Here is a 14575-nt window from a genome sequence, read left to right as displayed (position 1 = left end):
ATGAAAAGCTGGAAAGTAAAAGAAATTGTCATCATGTCGGTTATCAGTATCGTATTTGCCGTTGTTTATTTATTATTTACACATTTCGGAAACGTGCTTGCAGGTATGTTTGGGCCAATCGCCTATGAACCGATTTACGGCATTTGGTTTATCGTTTCTGTGATCGCCGCGTACATGATTCGAAAACCGGGTGCGGCGCTCGTTTCTGAAATCATTGCCGCTCTCGTTGAGTGCCTGCTGGGAAATCCGTCTGGCCCGATGGTCATCGTCATTGGCATTGTTCAAGGACTCGGGGCTGAGGCTGTGTTTCTTGCAACACGCTGGAAAGCATACTCTCTCCCTGTCCTTATGCTGGCCGGTATGGGGTCTTCAGTAGCCAGCTTTATCTATGATCTCTTTGTTTCTGGCTATGCAGCCTATTCACCAGGTTATCTGCTCATTATGCTTGTGATCCGCCTCATTTCCGGCGCGCTTTTGGCGGGGCTTCTCGGAAAAGCTGTCAGCGACTCTCTCGCTTATACAGGTGTGTTAAACGGAATGGCACTCGGAAAGGAACTGAAAAAGAAACGGAAGCGGGCGTCAGAACATGCAAGCCTTTGATGAGCTTCTGACGGTTGAGCAGCTCAGCTTCTCTTATGAAGAAGACGAGAAACCGGTTTTTCAAGACATTTCGTTTGAGCTTCAAAAAGGAGAATGTGTTTTATTATTAGGACCGAGCGGATGCGGCAAAAGCTCGCTCGCCCTTTGTTTAAACGGTCTATATCCGGAGGCTTGCGACGGCGTTCAGTCCGGACATGTCTTTCTATTTCAAAAGCCGGTCACAGATGCTGAAACCTCCGAAACGATTGCTCAGCATGCCGGGGTCGTTTTTCAGGATCCTGATCAGCAGTTCTGCATGCTGACGGTGGAGGACGAAATAGCGTTCGGGCTGGAAAATCTGCAAATTCCAAAAGAAGAAATGACAGAGAAAATCAACGCCGTATTAGAAAAATTACGCATTACCCATTTAAAAGAAAAAACGGTCTCAACCCTTTCAGGAGGACAAAAGCAGAAAGTGGCTCTCGCCTGTATTTTGGCGATGGAGCCTGAGCTTATTATTTTAGATGAGCCGACCTCTCTTTTAGACCCTTTCTCAGCGCGGGAGTTCGTTCATCTGATGAAGGATCTTCAGCGGGAAAAAGGTTTCAGCCTCCTCGTCATTGAGCACCAGCTTGATGAATGGGCGCCTTGGATTGAGAGAACGATCGTACTCGACAAATCAGGCAAAAAGGCGCTGGATGGCCTGACGAAAAATCTATTTCAGCATGAAGCGGAGACACTAAAGAAATTGGGCATCGCCATTCCAAAGGTCTGTCATCTGCAGGAAAAGCTGAGTATGCCGTTTACTTTATCAAAAGAGATGCTGTTCAAAGAGCCTATTCCTGCCGGGCGTGTCAAAAAGAAGAAAGCCCCTTCTGGGGAGAGTGTGCTTGAAGTCAGCAGCCTTTCGTTCGCGAGAGGACAGCAGGCGATTTTCAAAGACATCAGCTTTTCGTTGCGCGAAGGCTCTTTAACGGCGCTTGTCGGTCCGAACGGAACTGGAAAATCGACGCTCTTATCAGTTCTGGCCCGTCTCATGAAACCGCAAAGCGGCAAAATCCTTCTCTATGATCAGCCGCTGCAGAAATATAAAGAAAAAGAATTGCGTAAACGGATGGGATTTGTTTTTCAAAACCCTGAGCATCAATTCGTCACCGATACGGTATATGACGAGCTTCTGTTCGGCCAGAAAGCAAATGCTGAAACTGAGAAAAAAGCGCAACACCTGCTGCAGCGTTTTGGTCTTGCACATTTGGCTGATCATCATCCGTTTGCGATCAGCCAAGGGCAAAAACGGCGACTGAGCGTTGCTACTATGCTCATGCATGACGTAAAGGTTTTATTATTAGACGAACCAACCTTTGGCCAGGATGCCCGCACGGCGGCTGAATGCATGGAAATGATTCAGCGTATCAAGGCAGAGGGAACCGCTGTCCTTATGATTACACACGATATGGAGCTAGTCTCTTCGTATGCTGACAGCGTGCTTGTGCTTCACGATACGGGCCTGGCCTTTGACGGATCTCCAGCGCAGTTGTTTTCTCAAGAAACAGGGCTTGTCCAAAAAGCAAAGCTCACCCTTCCCCTTCTATATGAATGGATGGCATATCAAGAGGAGGTGCGTGATGAAGCAGCCGTTACATCTCATTAATCCGACTGTGAAAGCGGCGGCGGTTTTTTGTTGTGTCGTCATGCTGTCGTTTATTTACAACCCTTACACTCCGGCATGTTTTTATATCATCATCGTTGCGGGCGTTTTACTGGCGGCCGGAATCCCATTGAAAAAATGGTTGTTGTTTACGATTCCGTTTTTGATTTTAGCATTCGGGTGCGTGTGGACAGCCGCAGTTTTTGGAAAGGTGCCGACAACACCGGATAATTTTTTGTTTCAAGCAGGCCCTATCTCAATTAACAGCGATAATGTGTCTGTCGGCATCTCCCTCGGGTTTCGTATTTTATGCTTTTCCGCCTTATCGATGATGTTTGTTTTTACAACCGATCCGATTCTATTTATGCTGAGCCTTGTCCAGCAGTGCAGGCTCTCACCAAAGCTCGCGTACGGTGTCATTGCAGGCTTTCGCTTTCTTCCGCTGTTAAAGGATGAGGTCCAGCTGATTCAGCAGGCTCATAAAATCAGAGGAGGAGCGGCGGAGAGCGGCATCATGAATAAAATCAGTGCATTAAAACGATATACCATACCGCTATTGGCAAGCGCCATCAGAAAAGCGGAACGAACAGCGCTTGCGATGGAATCGAAAGGATTTACAGGAAGCAGAAACCGGACATACTACAGGACATTGAGCGTGAACCGGCGCGACTGGGTGTTCTTTTGCCTCGTCCTCATATTATTCGCGGGATCCTTTCTCGTATCTTTATGTTTCGCATGATAAAAAATCCGCTATCACAGATAGCGGATTTTTTTATTGATGATAGTTTAATGCTTGGGCAAGGTTGGTTTTAATGGTAATATTCGAAAAGTCAATCCCCAGCTGTACAGCAGTTTGCGCAATTTCAGGCCTGATTCCTGACAGGGTTGACCGGACACCGATCAGATTAAGCGCCTCAATCAATTTAAAGATCTGGTGCGCCACCATCGTATCCACCACAACAACACCTGACAGATCGATTAACAGATGCTCCACACGTCTTTTCGCACAAGCTTGAAGCGTGTTTTCCAGAATAAACTTCGCCCGTTCGGTATCAATGTCACCGACAAGCGGCAGCAGAGCTGTTGATTTGCTCAGGGTAATGACAGGTGAGCTTAATTCCAATATCATTTCTCTTTGGGCGTTTAATTGCTGCTTGGCATTCATTTCAGCGTGATCAACGAATGTATAAATGGTGAAATCAAATACTTTTACAATCAAATCTGCCCATTTTTGCTTCTCTCCCGGTTCAAACGCTGATTCATTTTCTTCTGCGAACTTCTCAAAATACTTCGTATATAATCTCCTGTTTCTCATAAACTCCCGAATGACATACTGAACCGGTGTGTCGAGATGTTTTTGATCGTTGGTCAGCTCAATGACCCACTCTTGAAACTCTTCGAGAAATTGTTTTTCCGGTAAAACATACATGTAATTCAGATGCCGGTAAAATTCTCTGTCCTGCTCTTTCAATTCTTCCGTTACTGTTGCATTATGTAGGGCGTAAAGCGAATTCGGATCACTTTCCTCCATCGTTTCAATCCATTCCTCGGCCATTTGTTCCACATGCTCTGAAAAAAATGCATATAATTTTTCATTCAGTTTCATGACACTGCTCCTTTCCCCAACACTATTATAACTTGACTTACAGTTGAATCCCAGTCATACACGCCGAAGCCATCCAATATTTTGAAGATTACTAATTCTTTGGTGTGTATCCTATTTTTTCAAAATGCTTCAAATGGCTCTGTCCGAGCGCTTGCTTTTTTCATATAATATAAGGCAACACCCTTGAATCCACTTGAAAGCATAAAAAAGGAGGGCTTTTTTATGAATGGTGAAATCCGCTTGATCCCGTATGTGACGAATGAGAAGATCATGGATGTAAACGAGCTTCCTGAGGGCATTAAAGTGATTAAGGCGCCAGAAATGTGGGCAAAAGGGGTAAAAGGCAAAAATATTAAAGTTGCTGTATTAGACACGGGCTGTGACACAAACCACCCTGATTTAAAAAATCAAATCATCGGCGGAAAGAACTTCACGGATGACGACGGCGGCAAGGAAGATGCGATTTCCGACTACAACGGACACGGCACACACGTCGCCGGAACGATTGCAGCTAATGATTCAAACGGAGGCATTGCCGGAGTCGCGCCTGAGGCAAGCCTATTGATTGTGAAAGTTCTTGGCGGCGAGAACGGCAGCGGACAATACGAATGGATAATCAACGGCATCAACTACGCGGTGGAACAGAAAGTCGACATCATCTCAATGTCCCTTGGAGGGCCAAGCGATGTGCCAGAGCTGGAAGAAGCAGTGAAAAACGCAGTTAAAAACGGAGTGCTTGTCGTTTGTGCAGCGGGAAATGAAGGTGACGGCGACGAACGCACAGAAGAGCTTTCCTACCCCGCAGCTTATAATGAAGTGATTGCAGTTGGATCTGTTTCTGTAGCGCGAGAATTATCAGAATTTTCTAACGCGAATAAAGAGATTGACCTTGTGGCACCAGGAGAAAACATCTTATCCACCCTTCCCAACAAGAAGTACGGTAAGCTGACCGGCACTTCAATGGCTGCCCCTCATGTCAGCGGTGCGCTTGCTTTAATCAAAAGCTATGAAGAAGAATCATTTCAAAGAAAGCTTTCTGAATCTGAGGTTTTCGCACAGCTAATCCGCAGGACACTTCCTCTTGATATTGCAAAAACGCTGGCAGGCAATGGATTCCTGTATTTAACAGCTCCTGATGAGCTCGCAGAAAAAGCAGAGCAATCACATTTGTTGACCCTATAAGATTATTTTTCTTATATAATATACACCACATCATGTAAATAAAAATTTCAAATTCTATGTTGACAATGAATTTGAATTACTGTTAAGATTACCAACAAATGATTCAACTTTTCAAAAAATTAATAACATTTTCTCTTATCGAGAGTTGGGCGAGGGATTGGCCTTTTGACCCCAACAGCAACCGACCGTAATACCATTGTGAAATGGGGCGCACTGCTTTTCGCGCCGAGACTGATGTCTCATAAGGCACGGTGCTAATTCCATCAGATTGTGTCTGAGAGATGAGAGAGGCAGTGTTTTACGTAGAAAAGCCTCTTTCTCTCATGGGAAAGAGGCTTTTTGTTGTGAGAAAACCTCTTAGCAGCCTGTATCCGCGGGTTAAAGAGAGTGTTTTACATATAAAGGAGGAGAAACAATGACAACCATCAAAACATCGAATTTAGGATTTCCGAGAATCGGACTGAACCGGGAATGGAAAAAAGCACTTGAAGCGTATTGGAAAGGCAGTACTGATAAAGATACGTTTTTGAAGCAAATCGACGAACTATTTTTATCCGCAGTAAAAACACAAATTGACCAGCAGATTGATGTTGTGCCTGTTTCTGATTTCACACAGTATGACCATGTACTCGACACAGCAGTCAGCTTCAACTGGATCCCGAAACGGTTCAGACATTTGACTGACGCTACCGATACATACTTCGCTATCGCCCGCGGAATCAAAGACGCTGTATCTAGTGAAATGACAAAATGGTTTAATACAAATTACCATTACATCGTTCCGGAATATGACGAGAGCATTGAGTTCCGTCTGACAAGAAACAAACAACTCGAAGATTATCGCCGGATCAAACAGGAATACGGTGTGGAAACAAAGCCTGTGATTATCGGCCCTTATACGTTCGTTACGCTTGCTAAAGGCTATGAACCGTCTGAAGCAAAAGCGATCCAAAAACGCCTTGTGCCATTATATGTACAGCTTTTGAAAGAGCTTGAAGAAGAAGGCGTAAAATGGGTTCAAATCGATGAGCCGGCGCTCGTTACCGCCTCTAGTGAAGATGTACGCGGCGCAAAAGAATTATTTGAAAGCATTACAAGTGAGCTTTCATCCTTGAATGTGCTTTTGCAGACGTATTTTGATTCTGTTGATGCTTATGAAGAGCTGATCTCTTACCCGGTTCAGGGAATTGGCCTTGATTTCGTTCACGACAAAGGCAGAAATCTGGAACAGCTTAAAACACATGGCTTTCCGACAGACAAAGTGCTGGCAGCCGGCGTTATCGACGGACGCAACATTTGGAAAGCGGACCTTGAAGAGCGTCTCGATGCCGTTCTTGATATTCTCAGCATTGCAAAAGTTGATGAACTGTGGATTCAGCCTTCCAGCAGCCTGTTGCATGTTCCGGTAGCGAAACACCCTGATGAGCATTTGGAAAAAGACCTATTGAACGGATTATCCTACGCAAAAGAGAAGCTGGCCGAGCTGACAGCTTTGAAAGAAGGTTTAGTATCAGGAAAAGCGGCGATCAGCGAAGAGATTCAGCAGGCTAAGGCTGATATCCAGGCGCTTAAACAGTTTGCAACAGGCGCCAATTCTGAACAAAAGAAAGAGCTTGAGCAATTAACTGATAAAGACTTCAAGCGTCCGATTCCGTTTGAAGAACGTTTAGCCCTGCAAAATGAATCTCTCGGCCTTCCGCTTTTGCCGACGACAACGATCGGCAGCTTCCCGCAGTCTGCTGAAGTGCGGAGCGCACGCCAAAAATGGCGGAAAGCTGAGTGGTCCGATGAACAGTATCAAAACTTTATCAATGCGGAAACAAAAAGATGGATTGATATTCAGGAAGAATTGGAGCTTGATGTCCTTGTTCACGGCGAATTTGAACGGACAGACATGGTCGAATACTTCGGTGAAAAGCTGGCCGGTTTCGCCTTCACTAAATATGCCTGGGTTCAATCATACGGCTCACGCTGTGTCCGCCCGCCAGTCATTTACGGAGATGTTGAATTTATTGAACCGATGACAGTGAAAGACACAGTCTACGCACAGTCATTGACTTCCAAGCATGTAAAAGGAATGCTGACGGGCCCGGTTACAATCTTAAACTGGTCTTTCCCTCGAAACGACATCTCGAGGAAAGAAATCGCCTTCCAAATCGGGCTTGCCCTTCGCAAAGAAGTTAAAGCGCTTGAAGACGCAGGCATTCAAATCATTCAAGTCGATGAACCAGCGCTGCGCGAAGGCCTTCCATTGAAAACCCGCGATTGGGATGAGTATTTGACTTGGGCGGCAGAAGCATTCAGATTAACCACTTCTTCCGTGAAAAACGAGACACAAATTCATACACATATGTGCTACAGCAACTTCGAAGATATCGTTGATACAATCAATGATCTTGATGCCGATGTGATTACAATCGAACATAGCAGAAGCCACGGAGGATTTTTAGATTACTTAAAAAACCACCCGTATTTGAAAGGGCTTGGCCTTGGTGTATATGACATTCACAGCCCTCGTGTGCCGTCAACTGAAGAAATGTACAATATTATCGTTGATGCGCTTGCCGTCTGTCCGACTGACCGCTTCTGGGTAAATCCAGACTGCGGATTGAAAACAAGACAGCAGGAAGAAACGGTTGCAGCATTGAAAAACATGGTTGAAGCTGCAAAACAGGCAAGAGCACAGCAGACACAGCTAGTATAATTTGAAAAACCATCTGCATTTGGCAGATGGTTTTTTTCTATAATACAGCCACAATCGGTTTCTTATTTAGCAAATCCCCCAAATACTTTGTTTATTTTGCACTTTTTTAAGAATGTTCTTTGCATTCTTTTCGGCTATACTAATAACACTCTATTGACAGGAGGGATTGGGATGAATCATGAAACGTTCTTAAAACGGGCTGTCACTCTCGCATGTGAAGGAGTGAATGCAGGAATCGGCGGGCCTTTTGGAGCCGTTATCGTGAAAGACGGAGCCATTATTGCAGAGGGCCAGAACAACGTCACAACAAGCAATGATCCGACTGCCCACGCGGAAGTTACAGCTATTCGGAACGCCTGTAAGGTGTTAGGAGCATACCAGCTTGATGACTGCATTTTGTATACGAGCTGTGAACCATGCCCAATGTGCTTGGGCGCCATCTACTGGGCCCGGCCGAAAGCCGTTTTCTATGCAGCGGAGCATACAGACGCTGCCGAAGCCGGGTTTGATGATTCATTCATTTATGAAGAAATTGATAAACCCGCTGAAGAAAGAACAATTCCCTTTTATCAAGTGACTCTGACAGAGCATTTATCCCCGTTTCAAGCATGGCTGAATTTAGCCAATAAGAAAGAATATTAAAAGGATCAGGCATGTGCGGCCTGATTCTTGTTATTTCTCCAAGTAGCCGCTATGCCCTGTGCAAATACAAAACAGCATATACGCGCAATTCAGCACGGCAGACACCGTGCCAGCCACCCGCTTCATCTGTAACTTTTGGTTTAAAGGCATGCTTCAAACGCTTCTCTGACGTTTTATCATAAATCTGTGCCCGCCCCGCATGTCCGACACCAAAAAAACATCCTGAGAACACTCAGGATGCCGGTCATTATTTTAATTCGAGTTTTACATCAACATTTCCTCTGGTTGCCTTTGAGTAAGGACAGAATTCATGAGCGGCGTTGACAAGCTCTTGTGCCTTTTCCCGATCTAAATCTTTCGTGTTCACAACAAGTGTGACACCGATTTTAAACCCGCCGTCGCTCTCATCCTTCATGAGGCTGACCTGTCCTTCAATCTCCGAATCAATTTCGATATTCTGCTCTTTGGCTACGTGTTCGAGCGCGCCGCCGAAGCATGCAGCATACCCTGCCGCAAAGAGCTGTTCCGGATTTGTGCCGGTTTGTCCTTCTTTTTTGGCATTTGGCATGACAATATCAAAATCAAGAACACCGTCATCTGATGTAATATGTCCTGCCCGTCCGCCTCGCGCGGTTACTTTTGCTGTAAATAGTGCCATATTTCCCAACCTCCTTATTTGTATCTAGTTGTTATATTTCCCTTTCTGATCTTTTTAAACATGCTATGTTTGCCGAGAATAGGAAAAGTGAGGTTTTTCAGATACAATAGAATCGAATGACAAAAAAGAGTTGGTGAACAAAATGGAAAATAAATTTGATCATATGAAATTGGAGAATCAGCTATGTTTTTTGCTATATGCAAGTTCGCGGGAAATGACAAAGCAATACAAGCCGCTGCTTGATAAGCTGAATATAACATACCCTCAATATTTGGCTTTGCTTTTGTTATGGGAACATGAAACGCTTACTGTCAAAAAAATGGGCGAACAGCTGTATTTAGATTCAGGGACGCTCACTCCGATGCTTAAACGAATGGAACAACAGGGTTTGATTACGAGAAAAAGATCTGAAGAGGATGAGCGGTCCGTGTTGATCAGCCTGACAGAGGACGGAGCGTTATTAAAAGAAAAAGCGGTTGACATCCCAGAAACAATTCTGGGGCTCTCAAAGCAGTCTGGAGAGGATCTCAAACAGTTAAAATCCACTCTATATACATTGCTGGAAACACTCCATCAAAAAAATTGAGGATGCCTTGTACAAGGCATCCTCTTTTTATTTATTCAGCAACTTCAAGTGTCACATCAATATTTCCGGAGGTTGCTTTTGAATACGGGCAGACGCCGTGCGCTTTTTTCACAAGCGCCTCCAATTCTGATGCACTGACTCCTTCTCCTTTTACTTGCAGCGTCACACCAAGCTTGTAGCCCTGGTCCGCTTCATCCTTTAACAGGCTTACATTCGCTGTAACCTCTGTCTCTACTTTTACCCGTTCTGTTCTTGCGACAAGCTGCAGGGCGCTGTCAAAGCAAGCTGCATAACCTGCTGCAAACAGCTGCTCTGGATTTGTCGCTTTTTCTAATTTCTTGGCTCTCGGTGTCCCCGGCATTGCGACATCAAGCTCAAGAACGCGGTCTGATGAAATGACCTTTCCTTCTCTTCCTCCTACCGCTGAAACAGTTGCTGTAAATAATGGCTGACTCATTTTTCATTCCCCCAATATATTTTATGCAATTAAATTGTATACAATTAAATTTGAAATGTCAATTTTTCGCGTATAAAAAAGCTTATCTCGTAATGAGATAAGCTTTTTCATTGAACATTACCCCGCTATTCACGGATTTGCCCAGTTCCTTTAATGATGTATTTTGTAGAAGTCAGTGCAGGAAGCCCCATCGGTCCTCTTGCATGAAGCTTTTGCGTGCTGATACCGATTTCGGCTCCGTAGCCGAATTCAAAGCCGTCGGTAAAGCGGGTTGACGCGTTATGATAGACCGCGGCAGCATCGACAGCCGTTTGAAAATATGCCGCGTTTTTGTCATTTTCAGTTAAAATCGCTTCTGAATGATTGGTGCCGTATTGTTGGATATGCTTCACAGCTTCTTGGACGTTTTCAACCGTCTTTACACTGAGGACAGGCGCTAAAAATTCGGTTTCCCAATCTTCTTTTGATGCTTGTTTGCTTGAAGGATGAAGTTCACACACCAATTCATCACCGCGAATTTCAACTCCCGCGTTTTCCAGCTGGTCCAGCAATTCTTTCCCGTGCTGTCTTGCCCAAGCCTTGTGAATCAGCAATGATTCAATCGCGTTGCATACGGAAGGGCGCTGCGTTTTGGCATTTACGACAACCTTTTCTGCCATTTGCGGTTTGGCTGTTTCGTCAATGAATATGTGGCAGTTTCCTGCTCCCGTTTCTAATACAGGAACTGTTGATTCTCTCACAACGAGATCAATCAGTTTCTTGCCTCCGCGCGGAATCAATACGTCTAAGCCATCATTTAACGTAAAGAGCTCTTTTGCTGTCTCTCTGCTCGTATCCTCAATCAGCTGCACAGCGTGAATCGGAAGCGCTGATTGCTCAAGTGCTCTGTGAATGACACTGACGAGCGCTTTGTTGCTGTGGATGGCTGAGGAGCTTCCCCGCAGCACAACCGCGTTCCCTGTCTTCAGGCAAAGGGTAGCCGCATCAACTGTGACGTTTGGCCTCGCCTCATAAATCATTCCTACGACACCGAGCGGCACACGGATTTTTTCAATAAACAGGCCGTTTTCTTTTTCAATCGTTTCAAGAGAGTCGCCGATTGGGTCCGCTAAGTCGATTAAGAGCTCCACCGCGTCCGCGATATCGCGTATACGTTTCTCATCCAATGTGAGACGGTCAATGATGTCCGGTGTTAAACCATTCTCTTTTCCGTTCACAATGTCTTTTGCATTCTCCGCCAAGAGAAAATCCAGTTCTTTGCGGAGTCCGTTTGCAATGAGGCTGAGCGCCTCATCCTTCTCGGCTGTTGTTTTCATGATCATTTCGGCTGCTGCTTCTTTCGCCAGCTTCGCTTTTACAGAAACTTCACTCATTTTTCCGCCTCCTAGTCTTTTACATTGACCCAGTCATTCCTATGAATAACCTCAAACGTTTTCTCAAAATCAAGTTCGTCACTGCGTTTGCCTTTAGCCTCCATAATCTCCTCGGAGGAGTAATGAGTTTGGCCTTTGCCGATCACGCCGCCCGGTCCCCTGACTTCCACAACCGCCCCTTTCGGAAAGCTTCCGTTCACACCCACAACGCCAGCGGGCAAAAGGCTGCTTCCATTATGGATCATCGCCTCCTCGGCACCCGCATCAATGATAATTTCTCCCGATATCGGCGAGTGGAACTGAATCCACTGCCTTGTGTTGTTAACCGAAGATAGTTCTTTGTCTCCGATATAAGTGCCGTCTCCCCTGCCGTCCAAAATGTCCGCAAGTTTTTGCTCTCCGCTGCCTGTTCCAATGAATACTTTCACTCCCAGAGACAGCGCGGTTTGTGCGGCTAACAGCTTTGATTTCATTCCGCCGGTGCCGACCTTTGATCCAGCTGAACCTGCATATCCAAGCAATTCAGGCGTGATCTCCGGCAAATAATCAAATCGTTTCGCCTCAGGATTTTCATTTGGATTGGCATCATACAGTCCGTTAATGTCGGTGAGAATCATGAGCTGGTCCGCGTGAATCAATCCGCTGACTAACGCAGAAAGCATATCATTATCCCCGAATGTCAATTCTTCAACAGATGTAGAATCGTTCTCGTTGATAATCGGAATGACGCCCCGCTCTAATAATTCCATTATCGTAGCATACGCGTTTCGATACCGTTCTCTTTTCGAAAAATCATTTCTCGTTAAAAGGATTTGTCCCGGAGTTAATGAGTATTGTTTAAATTGATTCATATATTGCTGCATTAACAGTGTTTGTCCGACCGCGGCCGCCGCCTGTTTTCCTTTGATGGTAACGGGACGGGATGGATAACCGAGGCTGGAAAACCCCGCCGCTACGGCACCCGAGGTAATCAGAATCATTTCATGCCCCGCTTTTTTTAACACGGAAATCGCCTGAACATGCTCTCTGATTTTTGCCTCATCAATGCTTCCTTTGCTATTCGTGAGCGAACTGCTTCCTATTTTTACTACTATTCTTTGTTTTTTCATTTATTCTCCTCCGCGGCTCTTCTACAATAAAAAAACCCATTTCATCCTGATTCATAAGGACGAAATGGGTTTCCGTGGTACCACCTTGATTGAACGCGCTTGTGCACGCTCCGCTCTCCTGTAACGCCAGGTTATGCGCCTAGGTTTTCCCCCTAGGACTCCAAGGCAGGTTCGGCAGGTTTCATGCGGCAAAATGTTTCAGCGATTCATTTTGCTCTCTGTCACAGAAAGGTCTGCTTACTAATCCTCTTCAACGCTCAATGATTTTTTTATATTATGCAAAGAAAAAAGACACTTGTCAAGGTTTTTTGTCATCAAAAATAGCCCGCATTGCGCGGGCCTCTTGCAGTCTAGTTAAAGACGATTGTTTTATTTTCATGAACGATGACACGGTCTTCCAAATGCCATTTCACAGCACGGGCAAGCACGCTGCGCTCAATTGTTCTTCCGATGTTTTTCAGCGCTTCCGCATTATCGCGGTGGTCCACACGCTCAATATCCTGTTCAATGATCGGCCCTTCATCAAGATCGTTTGTCACATAATGAGATGTCGCACCGATCAGTTTCACGCCGCGCTCGTAGGCCCGTTTGTACGGATTCGCACCGATAAAAGCTGGCAGGAATGAATGGTGGATATTGATGATGCGATTCGGATGAGCCGAAACAAAATCAGGAGTTAGAATCTGCATATAGCGTGCGAGAACGATGACATCAACATCGTACTGCTCCAGCAGTTCAAGCTGCTTCTTTTCGACTTCCGCTCTGATGTCTTTGTTCGCTTTCATATAGTGGAATGGAATGTTCAGGCGCTCAACCAGCTCTCTCGCTTCCTCATGGTTACTGATGACAACAGCGATCTCCGCCATCAGGTTGCCGGTTTGCCATTCCCAAATCAGCTCATGCAGGCAATGAAGCTCCTTTGAAACAAAAATGGCGACACGCTTCAATTCACTTGCCAAAGTTAAGCTCCATGTCATGTCGAATTTTTCCGCTACAGAGGCAAACGCCGCCTGAAGAGATGTTTTTTTCTCACGAATGCCTGCGCAGTCGAATTCGATTCTCAGGAAGAACCGGCCGCCTTCAGGGTCTGTCGTATATTGATTTGATTCTATAATATTGGCACCGTGTTCAAATAAAAACGCGGAAACTGCAGAGACGATACCCGGCTGATCGGGGCAGCTGACCAAGAGCCGACCTTTATCCTCATTTCCGTCACGGTATTCGTCCAACCGCTGAGTCATATATGATTTCATGAATAATCCCTCTTATCTTTGTAAGTCTAAACTATTTATCCATTATACTGAAGATTTGATAAAAATCAATTTATGACAGAATTTTTAAACCAACTGCTGAGCATAAAATCAACGCGATAAAGAAGATCCGTTTGGCGTCTTTCTGCTCCTTGTAAAAGAGGATGCCGATAAGCGCCCCTCCGGCGGTGCCAATTCCTGTCCAGACCGCGTAAGCCGTTCCCATCGGAATGGTTTCCATTGCGTACGACAGCAAGGAAAATGAAGCGGCAAAACCAACAATGATCAACAGCACCCATTTCACGCTTTTTTCTTTCGCATATTGATTCATAAGGGCCACGCCGGCCATTTCTAAACAGCCCGCGCACAATAAACTGATCCAGTGCAGCATTATGCCTCGCCTCCTTTTTCCTCTGTCTCATCCTGTGTCACAAGCTTCAACCCGATTACACCGATTAAGAGCACGCCAATTAACAATAGCTTCGGCCATCCAACCGGTTCATGAAAAAGAACGATTTCACTAAGTACTGTTCCCGCTGTGCCGAGCCCGGTAAAGACGGCATACACGGTACCAACAGGCAGACTGTGAGTCGCCTTCATTAGAAGGTAAAAGCTAAATATGATGCCGATGGCAGTGCCGCTCCATGTTAAGGCTGAGTCAGCGTGCTTTAAGCCTATCACCCAAACAACCTCGAAAACAGCGGCAAGCACGACCAATCCCCATTTCATTTTGAGTCATTCCTTTCTATCTATTAAGATTCTCCGAAAACAAAAAAAGCCC

At 45.4% G+C, this 14575-nt stretch carries 16 protein-coding genes and 1 riboswitch; of the genes, 7 read left to right on the top strand and 9 right to left on the bottom strand.

The genetic code is table 11. The features are described from left to right. The 3 genes from NST79_RS07350 to thiX are packed head-to-tail and all read left to right on the top strand — an operon-like array spanning position 1 to position 2966. Positions 1 to 600 (top strand): ECF transporter S component, encoded by a 600-nt coding sequence (locus NST79_RS07350; protein ID WP_003232554.1) that lies wholly within the window; start codon positions 1 to 3, stop codon positions 598 to 600. After that, complete coding sequence (locus NST79_RS07345; RefSeq protein WP_212059218.1) at positions 587 to 2230, top strand: ABC transporter ATP-binding protein; 1644 nt, start codon at positions 587 to 589, stop codon at positions 2228 to 2230. The genes NST79_RS07350 and NST79_RS07345 overlap by 14 nt, the downstream gene beginning before the upstream one ends. After that, a complete protein-coding gene (thiX, locus tag NST79_RS07340) occupies positions 2205 to 2966 on the top strand; it encodes a CbiQ family ECF transporter T component (protein WP_212059216.1) in 762 nt (253 codons plus the stop codon). The genes NST79_RS07345 and thiX overlap by 26 nt, the downstream gene beginning before the upstream one ends. Positions 2967 to 2999: 33 nt before the next feature. Here the strand turns inward: thiX and rsbRB are convergent, their stop codons facing one another. Next, positions 3000 to 3833 (bottom strand): RsbT co-antagonist RsbRB, encoded by an 834-nt coding sequence (gene rsbRB, locus NST79_RS07335; protein WP_003232560.1) that lies wholly within the window; start codon positions 3831 to 3833, stop codon positions 3000 to 3002. 222 nt (positions 3834 to 4055) lie between these two features. Between rsbRB and isp the strand changes: the two genes are divergently transcribed. The 3 genes from isp (at position 4056) to guaD (ending at position 8361) form a co-directional block, all read left to right on the top strand. Then, entirely contained in the window at positions 4056 to 5015 is a 960-nt protein-coding gene (gene isp, locus NST79_RS07330) for a S8 family peptidase (RefSeq protein WP_212059214.1), read from the top strand. Between the two features lie 132 nt (positions 5016 to 5147). Further along, positions 5148 to 5303: riboswitch (SAM riboswitch) on the top strand. A 127-nt stretch (positions 5304 to 5430) separates the two neighbouring features. Continuing rightward, positions 5431 to 7719: a 5-methyltetrahydropteroyltriglutamate--homocysteine S-methyltransferase gene (metE, locus tag NST79_RS07325; protein ID WP_212059212.1), complete on the top strand. Its 2289-nt coding sequence runs from the start codon at positions 5431 to 5433 to the stop codon at positions 7717 to 7719. Between the two features lie 171 nt (positions 7720 to 7890). After that, positions 7891 to 8361 (top strand): nucleoside deaminase, encoded by a 471-nt coding sequence (gene guaD / locus NST79_RS07320; protein ID WP_212059211.1) that lies wholly within the window; start codon positions 7891 to 7893, stop codon positions 8359 to 8361. A gap of 49 nt (positions 8362 to 8410) precedes the next feature. On the opposite strand, the gene NST79_RS07315 is transcribed toward guaD, so the two are convergent. Further along, a complete protein-coding gene (locus NST79_RS07315) occupies positions 8411 to 8593 on the bottom strand; it encodes a hypothetical protein (protein ID WP_212059207.1) in 183 nt (60 codons plus the stop codon). Positions 8594 to 8608: 15 nt separating this feature from the next. Then, entirely contained in the window at positions 8609 to 9019 is a 411-nt protein-coding gene (locus NST79_RS07310) for an organic hydroperoxide resistance protein (protein ID WP_003232570.1), read from the bottom strand. Between the two features lie 142 nt (positions 9020 to 9161). On the opposite strand from NST79_RS07310, the gene ohrR reads away from it, so the two are divergent. Then, entirely contained in the window at positions 9162 to 9605 is a 444-nt protein-coding gene (ohrR, locus tag NST79_RS07305) for an organic hydroperoxide resistance transcriptional regulator OhrR (protein WP_133954301.1), read from the top strand. A 31-nt stretch (positions 9606 to 9636) separates the two neighbouring features. Here the strand turns inward: ohrR and NST79_RS07300 are convergent, their stop codons facing one another. The 6 genes from NST79_RS07300 to ykkC all read right to left on the bottom strand — a co-directional run bounded on the left by NST79_RS07300 (position 9637) and on the right by ykkC (position 14523). After that, the gene (locus NST79_RS07300; protein ID WP_003232574.1) at positions 9637 to 10062 is read right to left on the bottom strand and encodes an organic hydroperoxide resistance protein; all 426 of its coding nucleotides are present in this window, start codon (positions 10060 to 10062) and stop codon (positions 9637 to 9639) included. 125 nt (positions 10063 to 10187) lie between these two features. Beyond that, positions 10188 to 11435, bottom strand: coding sequence for a glutamate-5-semialdehyde dehydrogenase (proA, locus tag NST79_RS07295; RefSeq protein WP_014479592.1), 1248 nt, complete (start codon positions 11433 to 11435; stop codon positions 10188 to 10190). An 11-nt stretch (positions 11436 to 11446) separates the two neighbouring features. Next, complete coding sequence (proB, locus tag NST79_RS07290) at positions 11447 to 12544, bottom strand: glutamate 5-kinase (RefSeq protein WP_014479591.1); 1098 nt, start codon at positions 12542 to 12544, stop codon at positions 11447 to 11449. 350 nt (positions 12545 to 12894) lie between these two features. After that, positions 12895 to 13797 carry a formyltetrahydrofolate deformylase gene (purU, locus tag NST79_RS07285; RefSeq protein WP_021479442.1) on the bottom strand — a complete coding sequence of 301 codons (903 nt, stop codon included), beginning with the start codon at positions 13795 to 13797 and terminating at the stop codon, positions 12895 to 12897. A gap of 70 nt (positions 13798 to 13867) precedes the next feature. Continuing rightward, entirely contained in the window at positions 13868 to 14185 is a 318-nt protein-coding gene (gene ykkD / locus NST79_RS07280; protein WP_015252242.1) for a multidrug efflux SMR transporter subunit YkkD, read from the bottom strand. Continuing rightward, the gene (gene ykkC / locus NST79_RS07275) at positions 14185 to 14523 is read right to left on the bottom strand and encodes a multidrug efflux SMR transporter subunit YkkC (RefSeq protein ID WP_003232583.1); all 339 of its coding nucleotides are present in this window, start codon (positions 14521 to 14523) and stop codon (positions 14185 to 14187) included. Before ykkC ends, ykkD begins: the two co-directional genes overlap by 1 nt. Between the last annotated feature and the right edge of the window lie 52 nt (positions 14524 to 14575).

Source organism: Bacillus sp. PS196, assembly GCF_037963555.1.
Lineage (GTDB): Bacteria > Bacillota > Bacilli > Bacillales > Bacillaceae > Bacillus > Bacillus subtilis.
The sequence above is the reverse complement of the archived record's forward strand: the minus strand, read 5'-3'. Positions and strand labels throughout refer to the sequence as shown.

Excerpts from the sequence above, each read along its gene's own strand:
- NST79_RS07350 (WP_003232554.1), top strand. The coding sequence starts at position 1 with ATGAAAAGCTGGAAAGTAAAAGAAATTGTCATCATGTCGGTTATCAGT.
- proA (WP_014479592.1), bottom strand. The coding sequence starts at position 11,435 with ATGAGTGAAGTTTCTGTAAAAGCGAAGCTGGCGAAAGAAGCAGCAGCC.
- metE (WP_212059212.1), top strand. The coding sequence starts at position 5,431 with ATGACAACCATCAAAACATCGAATTTAGGATTTCCGAGAATCGGACTG.
- ykkC (WP_003232583.1), bottom strand. The coding sequence starts at position 14,523 with ATGAAATGGGGATTGGTCGTGCTTGCCGCTGTTTTCGAGGTTGTTTGG.
- proB (WP_014479591.1), bottom strand. The coding sequence starts at position 12,544 with ATGAAAAAACAAAGAATAGTAGTAAAAATAGGAAGCAGTTCGCTCACG.
- ohrR (WP_133954301.1), top strand. The coding sequence starts at position 9,162 with ATGGAAAATAAATTTGATCATATGAAATTGGAGAATCAGCTATGTTTT.
- thiX (WP_212059216.1), top strand. The coding sequence starts at position 2,205 with ATGAAGCAGCCGTTACATCTCATTAATCCGACTGTGAAAGCGGCGGCG.
- rsbRB (WP_003232560.1), bottom strand. The coding sequence starts at position 3,833 with ATGAAACTGAATGAAAAATTATATGCATTTTTTTCAGAGCATGTGGAA.
- ykkD (WP_015252242.1), bottom strand. The coding sequence starts at position 14,185 with ATGCTGCACTGGATCAGTTTATTGTGCGCGGGCTGTTTAGAAATGGCC.
- purU (WP_021479442.1), bottom strand. The coding sequence starts at position 13,797 with ATGAAATCATATATGACTCAGCGGTTGGACGAATACCGTGACGGAAAT.
- guaD (WP_212059211.1), top strand. The coding sequence starts at position 7,891 with ATGAATCATGAAACGTTCTTAAAACGGGCTGTCACTCTCGCATGTGAA.
- NST79_RS07300 (WP_003232574.1), bottom strand. The coding sequence starts at position 10,062 with ATGAGTCAGCCATTATTTACAGCAACTGTTTCAGCGGTAGGAGGAAGA.
- isp (WP_212059214.1), top strand. The coding sequence starts at position 4,056 with ATGAATGGTGAAATCCGCTTGATCCCGTATGTGACGAATGAGAAGATC.
- NST79_RS07310 (WP_003232570.1), bottom strand. The coding sequence starts at position 9,019 with ATGGCACTATTTACAGCAAAAGTAACCGCGCGAGGCGGACGGGCAGGA.
- NST79_RS07345 (WP_212059218.1), top strand. The coding sequence starts at position 587 with ATGCAAGCCTTTGATGAGCTTCTGACGGTTGAGCAGCTCAGCTTCTCT.